Raw genomic sequence first — 16,259 nt, 5'->3', positions numbered from 1 at the left:
AGGTGACGCTAGACAGCAGCCTCAGCGGAGACAAGTGCACTGCGAGTGCAAAATCCCACTGGGTACGGTCAGGACCGGGTCGCGGCGAGGTCGCGAAGATGCGCGAGCGGCAGGTGCGGCGGGCGCCACTCCACGAAGAGGGCCGTGGCGTCGTCCTCAAGCTTGTCGTCCTGGTATCCGACGACGGCGCGTACCAGGCGACGCATCGTCTCCGGGCTGGGCAACCCGTCGTTGAGGGCACGGTTGACGAAGTCGACGAGCCGGTCCAGCCCGAACTGCTCCCCGTCCGCGCTACGCGCATCGGTGATGCCGTCGGTGTAGGCGAGGATGCGGTCGCCGGGGTGCAGATCCTCCACGTGCACCCGCGGGCGGCGGGCGGACAGGTGGCCCAGACCGAGCGGCAACGCGGTCGGCCCCGGCAACTCCCGAATGGCCTTGCCGTCGCGCAGCAGCATCGCGCCGGGATGACCCGCGTTGATCACGCTTAGCCGGCCGGTCTGGCGGTCCAACTCGATGAGCAGCCCGGTCGCGAAGAAGTTCGGGTGCTCGGAACGCACCCACCGGTCGATGCTGATCGCCGTGTCGACCAGGTCGAGGCCACACCGACGGGCGTTGCGGTACGCGCTGACCACCAGCGAGGCCAGGGTGCTGGCCTTGATGCCGTGCCCGCAGGTGTCGAAGAGCCCGACACTGAGCACGTCGTCGTTCAGCGCGTAGTCGAAGATGTCGCCGCCGACGTCGTAACAGGGTTCGAGGATGGCGGTGATCACCAGGTCGTCGGTGGCGAAGGTCAGCGGCGGGAGCAGGCCCCACACGATCTCGGCCGCGACCTGCATCGGGAGACGTCGCCGCATCCGCTCGACCACGTCACCGTAGAGCCGGCGGTTGACCAGGATCTGGGCGATGTTGACCGCCACCTCCCAGGCCGCCCCGTCCAGGGTCTCGTCGGCGGCCGCCGGCGAGACGATCTCCAACACGCCCATCCGTTCGCAGCCGAGCAGCAGTGGCACCCAGACCCGATCCGGGTTGTCGGGCGCGCGCTGGATGTCGAGGTTGGTGAAGGCTCGGCCGGCGAGGGTCGTCTCGATCGACAACTCGTCCCGGACGAGACCCGCGCCGAGCAGTGGCACGAGGAGGGACTGCGTGTAGTCGGCGAGATAGATCACGATCTCGCTGGCGTCGATGGCGGGAGCGGCCCGGGCGACCAACTGGGACAGTTCGTCCGGCCCACCTCGGGGTGCATTGAGCTGCAGCCAACGCACCATCTCGCCGACGTCGACCACGTTGCGCCTCCCCCTGTCCTCCCCGACCGTACGGCCACGGCAGGACGAGCGGTGAGGCTACCTTGCCCCGCCGCGTTCACTCCGTGCCGATCGCTCACTGCTGGCCGATCGGGCACCCCTTCGTCCCACCCGCCTCACCCATCTCGCGGTTTTTGCAACCTTTGCGTATTAGGTGTGCAAAAGTCCGATTGAGCAAACCCCTGGGGTTCGGTGCGGCCTCCAACCGCCGCACACCAGGCGTCTGGTGAGATGCCTTCGCGAAAGGGCACGTCGTGACAACCAAACTATTCAGCCATCGGCGACGCGCGGCCTTGTCCGCACTGGCGGCCGTTGCGGCCAGCGGCACAGCCGTCGCCGTATTGATCTTCAGTGGCACCGGCGCGAGCGCCGCCGAGGCACCGGTCGGCCTGGGAACAGCGGCGGACTTCTCCGTGCTGGCCGGCTCCACGGTCACCAACACCGGGCCGACCTTCCTCGCCCAGAGCCTCGGCGTCAGCCCCGGCGACACCAACCCCGGCTTCCCGCCCGGACTCGTCGGCGGTGAGGTCCACCTCGACGACGGCGTCGCTCAACAGGCCAAGCTCGACCTGACCACCGCCTACAACGACGCGGCCGGCCGGACTCCGTTCACCAACCTTCCGGCCGAACTGGGCGGCAGCACGCTGATCCCCGGGGTCTACCGGATCGGCGCCGCACAACTGACCGGAAACCTGACGCTCAACAGCCAGGGTGATCCGGCGGCGGTGTTCATCTTCCAGATCGACTCCACCCTCACCACCGCGCCCAACAGCAGCGTCGTGTTCATCAACGGGTCCTCGCCCTGCAACGTCTACTGGCAGATCGGCAGCTCGGCCACGATCGGCACGGGCACCCGGTTCATGGGCAACATCCTGGCCCAGACCTCGATCACCATGAACACCGGCGCCACCCTCCAGGGCCGCGCCCTGGCACAGACCGGCGCTGTCACCCTCCAGACCAACACCATCAACGCCCCCGTCTGCCTCCAGCCGACCGGAACGCCCACCCAGCCCACCGGCACACCGACCGGGCAGCCCACGGGCACGCCGACGAGCACGCCCACGGGGACACCGACCGGCACACCGACCGGGACACCGACCGGGACACCGACGGGGACTCCGACCGGCCAGCCCACGGGCACGCCGACCGGACAGCCCACCGGCCAACCCACACCCACCCGCACGAAGCTGCCGGTCACCGGCGGTAGCGGCGGTAGCGCTCTGGTGCCCGTCCTGAGCGGGATCGGCGGCGTCGCCGTCATCAGCGGCGCAGCTCTGCTGCTCCTCTACCGACGCCGGACGACCAACTCCTGACCGAGGTGCCCCGGCGGCCGGTAACCAACCGGCCGCCGGGGCAGCACCACCGAGGTTCATCCGTCCCGGTCACCCGTTGCCGGGGAGTCCACCATCGCGGCGAGGAGAGCGCCCACCGGCACGGTGGCGAAACCCACCCGGGTGTCACCTGCCCCGTACGGCAACCACAGCTCACCGTCGTGGATGACCGCCCCGCAGGAGTAGACGACGTTGGGTACGTAACCGTCCCGGTCGTTCTCGTCGGGTGACAGGAGCGCACCGGCAAGGCGCGCGACGACCCGCTCCGGTCGATGCAGGTCGAGCAGGAGCGCGCCGATCGCGTACCGGCGCATCGGCCCGACACCGTGGGTGAGGACGAGCCAGCCGGCGTCGGTCTCGATCGGAGACCCGCAGTTGCCGACCTGGATCAACTCCCAGCTTTCGCGCGGGGCGTGCAGCGGGGTCGGAGACTGCCAGCGGTTCTCGCCGTCCAGGGTGGTCAGACCGATGGTCTCCCCGTCCGCGCGGCACAACGCGAGGTGCCGGCCGCCGACGGTACGCGGAAACAGCGCGAGACCCTTGTTGCGGGCGCCCGGCCCACGCATCGGGGTCATCTCGAAGCGGCACAGGTCGTCGCTGACCAGCGCACGGGTGGCGATGCTCCGGCCGTCGTAGGCGGTGTAGGTGGCCCGGTACACCGGCCCCGACTCATCGATGAAACGGACGAACCGGGCGTCCTCCATGCCGTGGCTCTCACCAGGGGTGGCCGGCCAGAGCACCCGTTGGTGCAGAGCCGTGTCGGCGGGGAAGGCCGTGGCGTAGCTGCCGACGTTGGTACGACGCAGTTGTTCGAGGGTGCCCAACCCGGTACTGCGGGAGAGCAGATCGGGTGGCAGGTTGCCGAGCACCCGCTCGAAGGTGGCCTCGTCGTACCGCTCGGGCAGGGCGTTCAGCACCGTGGCCGTGACCTCGTTGTCGCAGTCCTCCTCGGCGAGGCCGGCAACGAGCAGGTCCCGGCGGTGCCGCACGCCCGATCGCTGCCCCAGGGCCAGCGGCCCGTCCCGGTCGGCGACGGTGAGCTGTCGCCCGGGTCCGAGGACCGCGGTGGCGAACCCGATGGACGACAGGTGTCCCTCGCCGATCTGACGCAGGCTGACCGCGACGCGCAACTGCCCGGTGGCCAGATCCGTCTGGTCGGGGTGGGCCACCATCGACGGGTTGCACAGGGCGGCGGCCTCGACGGCGTACTCGTGGCTGAAGTAGGCGCCGACCAGCAGGCGGCTGGTGGGCGAGAGATCCCCGGCCCGGGCGGCCCGGTGCCGGACGAGGTCGTAATGGTGGCGGAACGTGCCGGCCAGGTCGCGATGCCGGGGGCCGAAGCGGTCCAAGGTGTCCCGCAGCAGCCGGCCGGTCTCCTCCTCGTCCAGCTGCGCGACCCGATCGATGAGTGCCCTCGCCCGGGTGCGGACCACCGCGGCGTCCTCGCCCGGAACGAAGAGCTTGACGATGACCCGGCGTGGATCCGGGGCGAGCGTGACGTCCTGCCGGACGGCCAGACTCCGGGTCACGACCAACGCCGGGCGTGCTGCAGCGTGGAGATGAGCGCGAGGGTCGATTCGGCGCCCTGATTGAGGTTGGGTCCGTGCGCGGTCAACCCGTCGTAGCCGCCGCCGGTCTCCGGATCCCACATCGGTGCGCCGAAGTCGTTGTCGCCGAGGAACCACCCGACGGCCTGCCGCACCCCGTCGTCCCACTCGGGATCGCCGGTGACCGTGGCCGCCGTGGCGCAGGCATCGGCGAATGCGGCGACCTCGATCGGCTGCTGGTCGTGGTGCAGGCGGAGCCCGCCGTGCCGCCATCCCCGGACGGGTACGACCGACAGCCGCCCGTCCCGGAGCTGGACATCGCGCAACCAGGCCAACATCCGCAGACCATCGTCGAGGGGCGGGCCACCGTGGCGCAGCTGGCTGGCGGCGATGACCACCTCGGCGAGCGCCCCGTTGGCGTAGGTCAGCTCCTGCCGCGGCCACGGCCACCGCGGGTCGGACCCGGCGGGGCCAACCGTGCTGGCCGCGTCCGACAGCAGGGACGCCGCGGCGACGTGGCCCGGGTGCCGACGGAGCACCTCGGCCGCGCCCAGCCCGGCGAAGGCCATCGCGTGTGGGAACTTGGTGCGCCGCGTGGCACCTCGGCTGAACGCCACAAGCGCCTCCTCCCGTACCCAGGGCGCGGGGCTGCGGGCGACGGCCGTGCCCAGGCCCCACAGCGCCCGACCCCACCAGTCGCCGAGCCCTGGTTCGTCGGCCCAGTGCCGGTCGTGCCCGAGCCGGTTGCGGAAGGCGCCGTCGGCGTTCTGCGCGTGGGTCAGGAAGGCGAGATAGCACTCCGCGAGCCGGAGCAACTCCTCGCTCGGCTCCGGCTCGCGGCTGATCACGACCAGGCCGCGGGCCACGTCGTCGGTGCAGTAGCCGTGCTCGCGGCGGACGATGGCGTGCCGGGCATGCTCGAACAGACCGGTGTCGTCGCTCAGCCGAGCCAGGTGGGCGAAGCTCGGCGGGGGTGCCGTAACCCAGCGCCCACGCGTTGGTGTTCGGGGAAGGCCGGTGGTCGCGGTCACGCCGACACCGCGCTGACCGCAGGCGAGCGGGCGTCACTGAGCTTCTCGGCGAGCGCGGCGTAGCGGGCTGCCACCGCCGGCCAGCGCAGGTGCGCGGCCAGCGGGCGAACCCGGCCGGCCAACCGGGCGGTCAGGCCCGGTTCGGTCAGGACCCGCCGGATCGCCGCGGCCAGCGCCGCCGGGTTCTGGTGGGGTACGACAAGTCCCGGCCCACCGGTCAGTAACTCGACGGCGTGCGGGAACGCCGTCGCCACGACGGGTACCCCGGCGGCGACCGCTTCGATGAGTACGCCGGAGGTGACCTGTTCGCGGGAGTCGTAGGGCAGGACGACCACGTCCGCGGAGCGGATCAGAAGGCCCAGTGCCTCCTGGTCGTGGTAGATGTCCTGGTAGTCGACGGCGTGCGCGATGCCCAGCTGGGCGCCGAGCTGGTGCAGTCCGGCCCGGTACGACTCGCCGTGGTGCTCGATCACCTTCGGGTGGGTCCGCCCGGCCACCGTGTAGGTCGGCGTCGGTTCGAGATCCTGCAACCGCGCGACGGCTCGCAACGACCACTCGATGCCCTTGCCGGGGCCGAGCAGCCCCCAGGTCAGCAGGTGCGGGCGGGTACGCCGCTCGACCGGTACGCCGGCAAGCTCGGCGGCACCGTGCGGGATGACCGTCACCTTGCTGGCGGTGACGGCGTATCCGACGAGCAGCCGGTCGCGGGCGGTGTCGGTCATCGTGACGACGGCCCCGGCGGTGGCCACGATCTGCTCCAACAGGGACTTCTGGCGAGCGGAGGGCTGACGGAGCACGGTGTGCAGGACCACGATGGTCGGCACGGTGAGCCGCCGCAGCAGAGGCAGGACGTCCTCGCCATCGTTGCCGGGGTAGATGCCGTACTCGTGCTGGACGATCGCCACGTCGAAGGCGTTCAGGGCAGCCGCGGCGTCCCGCCAGCCGGCCGGGGTACGCGCCGACCAGGTGTGCACGACCCCGGGCACCGGCCGCTGGTCGTCGCCGTGGTCGGTGACCCGAACGATGCCACCGTGTGTGCCGTCGGCGGTCAACTGGGCGGCGAGGGCGGAGTTGAACGTGGCGAGTCCGCACCGGGTCGGTGGGTGGGTGCTGAGGAATCCGTAGCTGGGCATGTAACTCGGGGCCTTCCGGTTGTCGGCCGGCCCCCTGAGCAGAGGGCCGGGCCTCACGCGGTGACGGCGCACACCGGTCAGCGTGTGTGACCGGCGGAACGGTTGGTTCAGCCGTGGACGAGGTGGTCGTAGACCGCGAGATAGTCGGTGACCATCCGGTCCGCGCTGAAGCGCTGCTGCGCCCGCGCCCGGCACTCGGCCCGATCGAGGTCGGCGACCCGGGTGACCGCGTCGACGGCCTGGTCGACGGTGTGGACGAGGAAGCCCGTCACCCCGTCGTCGACGACCTCCGGCATCGACCCCCGCTTGTACGCGACGACCGGAGTGCCGCAGACCATCGACTCCACCACCGACAGCCCGAACGGCTCGTCGAAGGCGATCGGGTGCAGCAGAGCGGTGCTGCCTCCCAGCACCTCGGCACGCCGCCGTGGGCTCACCGAGCCGAGGAAGACGACCTGATCGCCGTCGATGTGCGGGGCCACCTGCTCGGCGAAGTACCGCTCGTCCTGCACGATCCCGCAGATGGTCAGGGGTCGCCCTGCGGCGCGGGCGATCTCGATCGCGGTGTGGGTGCCCTTGTCGGGGTGGATCCGACCGAAGGCGGCCAGCCCGGGGCCGGCGGCATTGGTGAACGGCAGCCCGCCGACGTCGACGCCGTGGTGCACCGTGGCGACGTAGTCGAGCTCCGGTGCCCGGTCGGCGTCGGAGATCGACACGTACGACGAGCGGGCGCGTGCGTAGGCGGGCAGGATTCCCGCGCCGGAGAAGCCGTGCACTGTGGTCAGCAGCGGCGCGTCGCAGTGCTTCGCGAACGCCAGTGGCAGCCAGTCGAGGTGGCTGTGCACCAGATCGAACTGCCCCGAGCGGGCCATCGCGTGGGAGACGTGCATCGCCTCCCACACCCGACCGTCCAGGTCCGGGTCGTCCGCGTACCCCCGTGGGCTGACGCCGTCGAGTTGGGCGGAGGTGACGGAGTCCAGTGTCGCGAAGAGCGTCACGTCGACGCCGCGGCTGGCCAGCCCTTCGGCGAGCAGGCCGGTCACCTGCTCCCACGGTCCATAGTGGTGCGGGGGCGTACGCCAGGCGATCGGTCCGAGCAGCGCCACCCTCACGGGGATGGCGCGTCGGCGAGGTCAGCCGGGTCGAGGTGCAGGGTGGCGAGTAGCCCGGAGTGCTTCGCCGGGTCCACCCGCTCGGGCAGCTCGCGCTCGACCCAGTCGGCCCTGGCCTGCTGGCCCCGGTCGCGAAGTGCGCTGACGATCCTGTGCCTGGCGATCCTCATCTGGTGCTCCCCTGGTTAAGGCGTTCAGAACGATCATTCGCGCAGACAGCGGTGTGAGCGCCTGCAAACATCCGGACCACCAGCCGTCCCGGCCGCGACGAGCGGCGAATCCGACAGCTGGGACGTGGTCGGCGATCAACCAACACGACCAGCACGTCGCGGCGATGGGGATGACGATCGATAACGCCCCTGATGGGCTGGTGGCGACGGCGTCTGGCGGCCACCGGGATCCCGGGCGACGTGTTCACCGTACGCCCTCGTGGTGCGCGGCTGCACATCCACGGGCAGCAGGGCCTGTCGAAAGAGGGCTCATCCTCGCCCTATCGGAGCGGCACGGCCGGATCCGGCACCCCAGCGAGGCCAGCCTGTGACTTTGCCCAATTTTCGGCTGAAACCTCACTAGCATTGAGGACCCGGAACGCGTAGGCGGGGCACCTGATGACGACCGACCAAGCGGTAGGGCTGACCCGCGGAGATGAGGGACCCCAGCGGGCGACGCTGCTGGAGCTCTTCCTCGATCTGGTGTTCGTCGCCGCACTCGCCCTGATCTCGCGCACCCTGGCACAGCGTCTCGACTGGGTCGGGGTCTTCGAGACCGCGGTGCTGTTGATGGCGATCTGGTGGGTGTGGGCCGCGAGCGCGCTGGCAACCGAGCTGCACCACCCAGGCCGACCCCCGATCTTCGTCACGACGGTCTGGGTCATGTTCGGGACGATCCTGATGGCGGGGGCGCTGCCCGGAGCCTTCGCCGAGCACGGCCTGGTGTTCGCGGGCGCGTACGTGGCGATCCAGGTGGGACGTGGCATCGTCGTCGTCGCGCTGGCCGGCCCATCGGCGCAGCAACTCTCGAATCGACTCCTCTTCTGGAACTGCGTGTCGGCCGTGCCGTGGCTCGCGGGCGCCTTCGTGACCGGTCCGGCGCGGGGCCTGCTGTGGGCCGCCGCGCTCGCCATCGACTACGGGGCGGCCCTGTTCCGTTACCCCACGCCGAGGCTCGGTCGACTGCCCACACCCCAGTACGCGGTGGCAGCCGACCACCTGGCGGAGCGCTACCAGCAGATCTTCACGATCGCCCTCGGCGATCTCATTCTCGTCATCACCCTCACCTACGCCGCCAGCGACCTGACGGTCGACCGCACGGCGGCACTCCTGATCGGGTTCGCCGCGACCGTGCTGTTGTGGCAGGTCTACGTCCACCGCGCCGGGGCCCTGTTGAAGGCCGCCATCGAGGCCTCCCGGGATCCGGGCGGTTTCGTGCGGTCCGCGCCCAACACCCACCTGCTCATGGTGGCTGGCGTGGTGGCCGCCTCGGCCGGCTTCGAAGCCCTCATCACCGACCCCGCCCAGAAGACGTCGCCCTGGCTGGTCGGCGTCATCCTCGGCGGGCCGGCGTTGTTCCTGCTCGGACGCGCCCGGTTCGAGTACGAGGTGTTCAGCCGCGTCTCGCCCTCCCGACTGGTCGCGCTGCTCGTGCTGGCGGTCGTGGGACCGGTCCTGCTGCTCACACCCGCGCTGGTGGCCGGCCTCACCGCCACTCTCGTGCTCGCCGGGGTCGCCGTCGGCGACAGCGTCCGGGCCCGTGGCAGCCCGCCCGAACCGCCGATGCCCTCGACGTAGTCGGAGGTCAGGGCTCCAGCACCACCTTGCCCGCTCGACTGCGGGTCTCGGCGAACACCAGTGCGGCGGTGACCTCGCTGAGCGGGTAGCGGGCGGCGATCTGCGGCACGATCACTCCTTGCCGCAACAGGTCGAGCACGATGCCGAGGTCGGTGCGTAGGCGACGCCGGAACGCGGCGCGGGCGGTGAGCTGACCGGCCCAGAAGTTGTAGAAACCGGCCCGGTGGCCGTTCGGCAGCGCGTTCCAGGTGTAGAGGCGGGTCAGCAGCTTCATGAAGACCCACACGACCGACCGGGCCGAGCCCAGTGCTCCGGCGTTGCCGTAGACGACCAGCTTGCCGCCGGGGGCGAGCAGGTCGTACGAGGTGCGTACGCCCGGGCCGGCGACCGGGTCGAAGACGGCGTCGACACCGCCCGGCGACAGCGCACGGATGCGCGCGGCCATGTCCGGGTCGCGGTAGTCCACGGGTTCGACGCCGAGTTCGCGCAGCGCGGCGTGATGCCGTGCGGCGGCGGTGCCGATGACCCGCAGGCCGAGGTGGCGTCCGAGTTGGACGAGCACCGTTCCGACGCCGCCGTTCGCCCCGTGCACGAGGATGCTCTGCCCGGCCCGCAGGTTGGCGCCCTGCAGCATCTGCCATGCGGTCACCCCGTTGACGACGACGGTCTCGGCGGCGGCGGGATCCAGATCCGCGGGTACGGGGGCGAGGACCTCGGTGTCGACCAGCGCGTGGGTGGCCCAGCCGCCGGTCTTGGTGACCGCCGCGACCCGGGTGCCGACCAGTGATTCGTCGCCGCCGGGACCGACCGCCCGGACCTTGCCGACCAGGTCGTAGCCGGGCACGAACGGGAACTTCGGCTGGCCGGGGTAGCGGTCTCGGCGCATCTGCTGCTCGGCGTACGAGATGCCGGTGGCCTCGACCTCGATGAGCGCCTGCCCCCGGGCGGGGACGGGCATGGCACGTCGGTGCAGCTGGAGCCCGTCCGGCTCCACCACGCCGGGCAGTACCACTTCGGTGATCATCGTGTCGGTCGTCATCAGCTGCTCCTTTGTTAGTAAGTGTGCACTCACACACTTATCAAGGTCGAAAAGTGGGCCGCCGTCGCGGCCCAGGGTCGGGAGTCGGGTCAGGGGTGGCGGATGCCGGCGGTCAGCGCGCGAGCCCACGGCTCGGGCACCTGCTCCAGGCCGGCGGTCACGATCAGGTGGCAGAGCTGGCCGTACGCGAAGAACTGCTGCACCTGCGCGTCGCTGGCGCCGGCCCGGTCCTGCACGAAGGTCGCGACCCGGCGGTAGCCGGCCCGCACCGCCTCGGCGATCTCCGGAATGTCCGTGACGGCCTGGGCCTGGACCTGGAAGAGCAGCAGATCGCGGTCGGCGATCAGCTCGGCGTAGGCCCCGCCCATCGCGTCGAGGATCTCCTCCGGGCTGGTGCCCGCGGCACGCTCGGCACCCTCCTCGATCGCGACGGCGATCCGTTCGAAACACGCGCCGGCGGCGGCCACGAACAACCCGAGCTTGCCGGAGAAGAGCCGGAAGACGTACGCCTCGGAGATGCCGGCGGCGGCGGCCACGGTGGTGACCGGGGTGGCGTGGAAGCCGGAACGCGCGAACGCCGACACCGCGGCCTTCAGGACGGTGGCCCGGCGGGCCTCGGCAGTCGATCGCATGTTTGTAAGTGTGCACTCACAAACTTTGCCCGTCAAGCCCGCCGGAACAGGACGTCGCTCAGGGCGCGATGCGCAGGCGCCGGATCGCGCTGTCGTCGTAGTCAGCGAAGCGGTACCGGAGCCCGGCGAACGGGCTGCCGGGGAAATCTCCGGTGATCGTCGCGGTCACGATGGTGCCGGCGGGAGTGTTCTCCACGTCGGTGATCTCGTACGACACCACCGGCACCGCACGGCGCCACCGCCGAATGGCCGCCATGCCGCGGTACTCGGTCGACTCGTCCTCGACGACGGCGTCCTCGGCGAAGAGAGCGAAGTAGTCCTCGGAGTCCGGCTGGCCGGCAAGCTCGAAGTAGCGACGAATGACAGTCGGCGTTTCTCTGTCGCTGGTCATGGCTGGTGTCCCTTCTGGACGTCGCAGTGGTTCGGTTCAGACCGTGGGAATGGTGCCGCCGTCGATGACGTGTTCGGCGCCGACGATCGCCGAGGCGCGCTCGGAGACGAGGAAAGCCACCAAATCGGCCACCTCGGCCGGCCGAGCCGGGCGGCCCAGCGGGATCCCGCCAAGGGAGTCCATCAACTGTCCGAGGGCGGTGTCGCGGTCGACCCCGTTCCCGGCGGCGAGGCGGTCGACGAGCGCGTCGGCGGCGGTGGTCTGGATGAAGCCCGGCGCAACGCTGTTGACCCGGATGCCGTACTGCGCAACCTCGTTGGCCAGGCCCTTGCTGTAGGCGGTCAGCGCCGCCTTGGCTGCCGCGTACCCCAGGGTGGCCTGGTACATCGGCTTGCGGCGCTGGATCGAGGAGAGGTGCACGATCACACCGGCACGCTTTTCGATCATGGATGGGATGAGGCGCCGGTCGAGGCGTACGGCGCCGAGGAGGTTGAGGTTCAACTCCTCCATCCAGGCCTGCTCGGTCAGCGCGGCGAAGCCACCGGCCGGTGCGTGCGAACCGCCGACCACGTGCACGATGATGTCGGCACCACCGAGGCCGAGCAGACGCTCGGCCACGGTCTCCGCGCCGTCGACACTCGACGTGTCGGCGGCGATGAACCGGTCGGCGAACTCGAAGCTGTCGGGCCTGCTGCGGGCGCTGACCCACACGTCCGCGCCCATTTCGCGCAGTCGGTCAGCGATCGCCGCTCCGGCACCCTTCGTCCCTCCGGTCACCAGGGCACGTCGGCCGTGCAGCGAGTCCCGGTCAGACATCTGTTACCCCCGTCTAGGCAGCGTGAAGCTGACGTCGTCACGACGTCGTATAGTTACTTCTGAAACAGCACCTACTGACTTCGACACTAGCACCTACTCGGGAGAGGCACAGTTGTGGCAGGAAAGATCCGCCTGGAGGACCGCGAATGCCCGCTCTCCAGCGCACTGGGCCACGTGGGCGAGTGGTGGACGCTCCTGATCCTGCATGACGCCTTTGACGGCTACACCCGATTCGACCAGTTCCAGGCCAACCTGGGCGTCTCGTCCAGCATCCTGACCAGCCGACTCAAGACCCTCACGAGCCAGGGCCTGCTGGAACGACGCCGCTACCAGACCAGGCCCGACCGCTACGAGTACGTCCTCACCGACCTCGGCCGCAGCCTGCGGCCCGTCGTCGTGGCCCTCGCCGCCTGGGGCAACTCACGCCTCGACCCGAGTGAACGCAGCATGATCCTGGTCGACCGGACCACCGGGGTGGAGGCCGACCCGGTGATCGTGGACCGCGGCACCGGGCGTCCGCTCGACGACGCCGACTTCGTCTTCGCCGCCGGCCCGGCCGCCAGCGAGACCATGCGCAAGCGCTACGAGCACATCCCCACCCAGGGGTGAGTCGTCGCGCGGCTCACTCCAGCGGGTAGAGGCGGGCCGGATCGCCTGGCCGAAGGCTGTCCGGGATGTCGTCCCGAGTGCTGGCGGCGATCGAGCCGAGCAGTGCCAACGATCGCGCGGACTCCGTACCGGGCTCGGCGTGGTAGATCACCAGGAGCTGCCCGTCAGCGCCCGCGACCGCGAGCTTGTCGCAGTACAGGTCGAGGTCACCCACCTCGGGATGGTGCAGCCGGCTGACCACGCCCTCCCGCCGACGCACCTCGTGCCGCGCCCACAACCGGCGGAAACAGTCGCTCTTGAGGGACAGCTCCCCCACCAGCGCCGTCAACCGTGGGTCGTCGGTGTCCCCGCCCGAGTCGGCGCGCATCTGCCCCACGACGCTCTGCATCGCCTGCCGCCAGTCGCGGAACAGCTCCCGCTCGGCCGGGTCCAGAAACACCGCGCGGAGCCGGTTGGCGCCCGGGGCGAGGTTCGGCGACAGTGCCCTCGCCATCGGGTTCGAGGCCAGGATGTCGAGGTAGCGGTTCTGCACGAAGGCCGGCATGGCGAGCTGCCGCAGCAGGTGCAGGATGCTGGCCGGCACCCGCTCGGCGGCCGGCCGGGCCGCCCGCCGCGACCGGGGACGGGTCAGACCGATCATGTACGCGGTCGCCTCCGGGTCCAACCGGAGCACCCCGGCGAGGGCGTCGAGGACCTGCACCGAGGGGTGCCGTTCACGACCCTGCTCCAACCGCAGGTAGTAGTCGGCGCTGATGCCGGCCAACATCGCCACCTCCTCGCGGCGCAGCCCCGGCACCCGGCGCAGGCCCACACCCGGGCCGAGCCCGACGTCCTCGGGCCGGACCTGCTCTCGACGGGCACGCAGAAAGTCGCCGAGCTGATTGGTCGCGTCCATGCCCTCGACGGTAGGCCGCTTCGCCGACCGGTGACTGGTCGTGTCACTACCAGGAACATCTCGCCCTGCCGGTCGGTCGGATGGCGGCGCACAGTCGTCAGGGCGCGGCGAGCCCGGTCCTCCCGGGACGACCGCGTACCCCCTGCGAGAGCGGATAGAGGACGACATGAGCGAGAACCTTCCCGGCGGCGCCCTGACCGTGGCCGACGGCCTCACCCTGAGCCGGATGGGCTTCGGGGCGATGCAGTTGGCCGGCCCGGGCGTCTTCGGCCCACCCCGCGACCGCGAGCAGGCGCTCGCCGTGCTCCGCGAGGCCGTCGATCTCGGTGTCCGGCACATCGACACCAGCGACTTCTACGGCCCGAGGGTGGTCAACGAGCTGATCCGCGAGGCGCTGCACCCGTACCCCGATGACCTGCACCTGGTCACCAAGGTCGGCGCGCGGCGCGGCGACGACGGCTCCTGGATCATGTCTCTTGCCCCCGACGACCTCAAGGCCCAGGTCCGCGAAAACCTCCAGCACCTCGGCCTGGATGTGCTCGACGTGGTCAACCTGCGGGTGGGCGCGACGGAGACCACCACCGACGCGCCCCTCACCGAGCAGTTCGCCGCCCTGGCGGAGTTGCGGCAGGAGGGCCTGATCCGCCACCTCGGGCTCAGCAACGTCACACTCGACCAGCTCACCGAGGCCCAGGCGATCGCGCCGGTGGTGACCGTGCAGAACCTCTACAACCTGGCCAACCGGCGCGACGACGCCCTGGTCGACAGGTGCGCGGCGGAGAACATCGCGTTCGCCTCGTTCTTCCCGCTCGGTGGGTTCACGCCGCTGCAGTCCGGCACGCTCGACGACGTGGCCGCCCGGCTCGGGGCCTCGCCGCAGAAGGTCGCCCTCGCCTGGCTCCTGCAGCGTTCCCCCACCACCGTGCTGATCCCCGGCACCTCAAGCGTGGCGCACCTGCGGGAGAACGTGGCGGCGGCCGACCTGAAGCTGCCGGCCGACGCGATCGAGGAGTTGGACGCGTTGGCTTCCTAGTGTTTGTGCGGCCGGTTGCGGACGAGCACGAGCACGAGCACGGCGGTGACGAGGAAGACGATGCCGTTGACTCGCAACCCAGCCTGGACGCCGGAGGTCAGTGCTTCCGCGAGCGCCGCGCGTACCGAATCGGGCAGCGGCTGGTCGCCGGTGGCGCCGGTGGCCGCCGCCGCCTGCACGACGGCCCGGGTGGGTTCGTCGACCTGGTGGGCGACGAGCCGGTCCGGCAGGTCGGCCAGCATCGTGGTGGTGAGCAGCGTGCCCAGCAGGGACGAGCCGAGCACCGAGCCGACCTGGCGGGCGGCGTTGACCGCTCCGGAGGCCATGCCTGCCTGGGCGGGCGCGACGCTGGCCAACGCCGCCGCTGTCGCCGGGGCCACCACCAGACCGCTGGCCGCACCGAACAACGCGAACAGCGCCCAGCGGTGACCGAATGACGCGGTCGGGCCCTGGGCCGCCAGGGCGAAGCTGGCCACCGCACCGAGGACCAGGCCGACGGTGAGCGGCGCCTTGAAGCCGGTACGACGGATCACGCGCCCGGCACCGAAGGCGACGACCACGTAGGCGCCGAAGAGCACCAGCATCCGCCAGCCGGTGTCCAGCGGGCTGAGGGCCTGGGCACGTTCGTGGAAGAGGACCAGCAGGATCGCCACGCCGGTGAAGCCGAACAGCGACACCGCGCCGACGACCATGACGGCGCTGAACGACGCGGACCGGAACAGCCGTACGTCGAGCATCGGAGCGTTGGTCCGCAGCTCGACCAGTACGAACCCGACCAGTGCGACAACCGCGATGATCCAGGCCGCCGTCACCACCGGGCTGGTGTAGCCGTCCTTGCCACCCTGGATCATCGCGTAGACGGCCGCGGCGATGGCGACGGTGCCGAGCAGCAGGCCGGGCACGTCGAGCCGGGCGGCGCTCGGCCTCGACTCGGCCACCCCGATGGCGGCGACGACGAGGGTGATCACGCCGAGCACGATCGTCGACAGGTAGACGCTGTGCCACTGGTAGTGCCGCAGCAGCGTGCCGGCGATGAGTGGGCCGATCGCGAGCCCGATACCGGAGGCCGCCGACCAGGCGGTGATGACCTCGGTACGTCGGTGCGGGTCGGTGAAGGTCGCGCCGAGGATCGCGAGGCTGTTCGGCAGGATCAGTGCACCGCCGAGGCCCGCCACCAACTGCCCGACGATGACCCAGGCCACGGTCGGAGCGCCGGCCACGACGGCGGCGCCGACGATCATCGCGATGACGCCGGCACCGAACATGCGCTTGCGTCCGTAGCGGTTACCCAGGGTGGCGGCGGACAGCACCACGCTCGCCACCATCAGGGTGTAGGCGCTGGGGATCCAGACCAGGGTGGTCGGGTCGACCTGCAGGTCCTGCTGGATCGTGGTCAGGGCGGAGACCGTCGCGGTGATCTGCAGGAACGTGATCATCGCGCCCAGGCACATGGCGATCAGGGTCACCGGGCGGGAGCCGCGGACGGATGAGCGGGCGGTGCCGGCCGATTCGGGTGCGGGCGGGGCCGCTGTGCTGGTGGTCACTGGGCGTCCTCAGGGCTGGTCGGGCTGACTTGCGTCTGCTGAAGTCAGCAGCGTCCCA

General features: G+C 70.8%; 16 protein-coding genes. 4 read left to right on the top strand and 12 right to left on the bottom strand.

Features of this window, described 5'->3' with window-relative positions; all coding sequences use genetic code 11:
- Positions 1 to 68: 68 nt before the first annotated feature.
- Positions 69 to 1,283, bottom strand: a complete 1,215-nt coding sequence (locus HNR20_RS17155) for a PP2C family protein-serine/threonine phosphatase (protein WP_229687000.1) — start codon at positions 1,281 to 1,283, stop codon at positions 69 to 71.
- 272 nt (positions 1,284 to 1,555) lie between these two features.
- Here HNR20_RS17155 and HNR20_RS17150 point away from each other — a divergent pair, with 272 nt between their 5' ends.
- Entirely contained in the window at positions 1,556 to 2,614 is a 1,059-nt protein-coding gene (locus HNR20_RS17150; RefSeq protein WP_229687001.1) for an ice-binding family protein, read from the top strand.
- Between the two features lie 56 nt (positions 2,615 to 2,670).
- On the opposite strand, the gene HNR20_RS17145 is transcribed toward HNR20_RS17150, so the two are convergent.
- The 5 genes from HNR20_RS17145 to HNR20_RS17125 all read right to left on the bottom strand — a co-directional run bounded on the left by HNR20_RS17145 (position 2,671) and on the right by HNR20_RS17125 (position 7,625).
- Complete coding sequence (locus tag HNR20_RS17145; RefSeq protein WP_184181056.1) at positions 2,671 to 4,161, bottom strand: glycoside hydrolase family 130 protein; 1,491 nt, start codon at positions 4,159 to 4,161, stop codon at positions 2,671 to 2,673.
- Complete coding sequence (locus HNR20_RS17140) at positions 4,158 to 5,210, bottom strand: glycosyltransferase (RefSeq protein WP_184181054.1); 1,053 nt, start codon at positions 5,208 to 5,210, stop codon at positions 4,158 to 4,160. Before HNR20_RS17140 ends, HNR20_RS17145 begins: the two co-directional genes overlap by 4 nt.
- Complete coding sequence (locus tag HNR20_RS17135; protein ID WP_184181052.1) at positions 5,207 to 6,343, bottom strand: glycosyltransferase; 1,137 nt, start codon at positions 6,341 to 6,343, stop codon at positions 5,207 to 5,209. Before HNR20_RS17135 ends, HNR20_RS17140 begins: the two co-directional genes overlap by 4 nt.
- 107 nt (positions 6,344 to 6,450) lie before the next feature.
- Complete coding sequence (locus tag HNR20_RS17130; protein WP_184181050.1) at positions 6,451 to 7,455, bottom strand: glycosyltransferase family 4 protein; 1,005 nt, start codon at positions 7,453 to 7,455, stop codon at positions 6,451 to 6,453.
- Positions 7,452 to 7,625, bottom strand: a complete 174-nt coding sequence (locus HNR20_RS17125; RefSeq protein ID WP_167517360.1) for a hypothetical protein — start codon at positions 7,623 to 7,625, stop codon at positions 7,452 to 7,454. The genes HNR20_RS17130 and HNR20_RS17125 overlap by 4 nt, the downstream gene beginning before the upstream one ends.
- A 438-nt stretch (positions 7,626 to 8,063) precedes the next feature.
- Between HNR20_RS17125 and HNR20_RS17120 the strand changes: the two genes are divergently transcribed.
- A complete protein-coding gene (locus HNR20_RS17120) occupies positions 8,064 to 9,242 on the top strand; it encodes a low temperature requirement protein A (RefSeq protein ID WP_184181048.1) in 1,179 nt (392 codons plus the stop codon).
- 7 nt (positions 9,243 to 9,249) lie between these two features.
- Here the strand turns inward: HNR20_RS17120 and HNR20_RS17115 are convergent, their stop codons facing one another.
- The 4 genes from HNR20_RS17115 to HNR20_RS17100 all read right to left on the bottom strand — a co-directional run bounded on the left by HNR20_RS17115 (position 9,250) and on the right by HNR20_RS17100 (position 12,120).
- On the bottom strand, positions 9,250 to 10,281 hold the full coding sequence (locus HNR20_RS17115; RefSeq protein WP_184181046.1) for a zinc-binding dehydrogenase: 1,032 nt from the start codon (positions 10,279 to 10,281) through the stop codon (positions 9,250 to 9,252).
- An 89-nt stretch (positions 10,282 to 10,370) separates the two neighbouring features.
- Complete coding sequence (locus tag HNR20_RS17110; protein ID WP_184181044.1) at positions 10,371 to 10,913, bottom strand: TetR/AcrR family transcriptional regulator; 543 nt, start codon at positions 10,911 to 10,913, stop codon at positions 10,371 to 10,373.
- 58 nt (positions 10,914 to 10,971) lie between these two features.
- Positions 10,972 to 11,304, bottom strand: coding sequence for a nuclear transport factor 2 family protein (locus tag HNR20_RS17105; protein WP_184181043.1), 333 nt, complete (start codon positions 11,302 to 11,304; stop codon positions 10,972 to 10,974).
- A gap of 36 nt (positions 11,305 to 11,340) precedes the next feature.
- Positions 11,341 to 12,120 (bottom strand): SDR family oxidoreductase, encoded by a 780-nt coding sequence (locus tag HNR20_RS17100; RefSeq protein ID WP_184181042.1) that lies wholly within the window; start codon positions 12,118 to 12,120, stop codon positions 11,341 to 11,343.
- Between the two features lie 114 nt (positions 12,121 to 12,234).
- On the opposite strand from HNR20_RS17100, the gene HNR20_RS17095 reads away from it, so the two are divergent.
- Positions 12,235 to 12,729: a winged helix-turn-helix transcriptional regulator gene (locus HNR20_RS17095; protein ID WP_184181041.1), complete on the top strand. Its 495-nt coding sequence runs from the start codon at positions 12,235 to 12,237 to the stop codon at positions 12,727 to 12,729.
- 13 nt (positions 12,730 to 12,742) lie between these two features.
- Here HNR20_RS17095 and HNR20_RS17090 read toward each other — a convergent pair whose 3' ends face one another.
- Complete coding sequence (locus tag HNR20_RS17090) at positions 12,743 to 13,624, bottom strand: helix-turn-helix domain-containing protein (protein ID WP_184181040.1); 882 nt, start codon at positions 13,622 to 13,624, stop codon at positions 12,743 to 12,745.
- A 166-nt stretch (positions 13,625 to 13,790) separates the two neighbouring features.
- On the opposite strand from HNR20_RS17090, the gene HNR20_RS17085 reads away from it, so the two are divergent.
- Entirely contained in the window at positions 13,791 to 14,657 is an 867-nt protein-coding gene (locus HNR20_RS17085; protein ID WP_184181039.1) for an oxidoreductase, read from the top strand.
- Here HNR20_RS17085 and HNR20_RS17080 read toward each other — a convergent pair.
- Positions 14,654 to 16,201: an MFS transporter gene (locus HNR20_RS17080; RefSeq protein WP_229687002.1), complete on the bottom strand. Its 1,548-nt coding sequence runs from the start codon at positions 16,199 to 16,201 to the stop codon at positions 14,654 to 14,656. The two genes, HNR20_RS17085 and HNR20_RS17080, sit on opposite strands and share 4 nt — an antisense overlap.
- Between the last annotated feature and the right edge of the window lie 58 nt (positions 16,202 to 16,259).

The organism is Micromonospora parathelypteridis, from assembly GCF_014201145.1.
GTDB classification, from domain to species: Bacteria; Actinomycetota; Actinomycetes; order Mycobacteriales; family Micromonosporaceae; genus Micromonospora; species Micromonospora parathelypteridis.
Note: the sequence above shows the minus strand (reverse complement) of the source record. Positions and strands in the feature narration are given on the sequence as shown.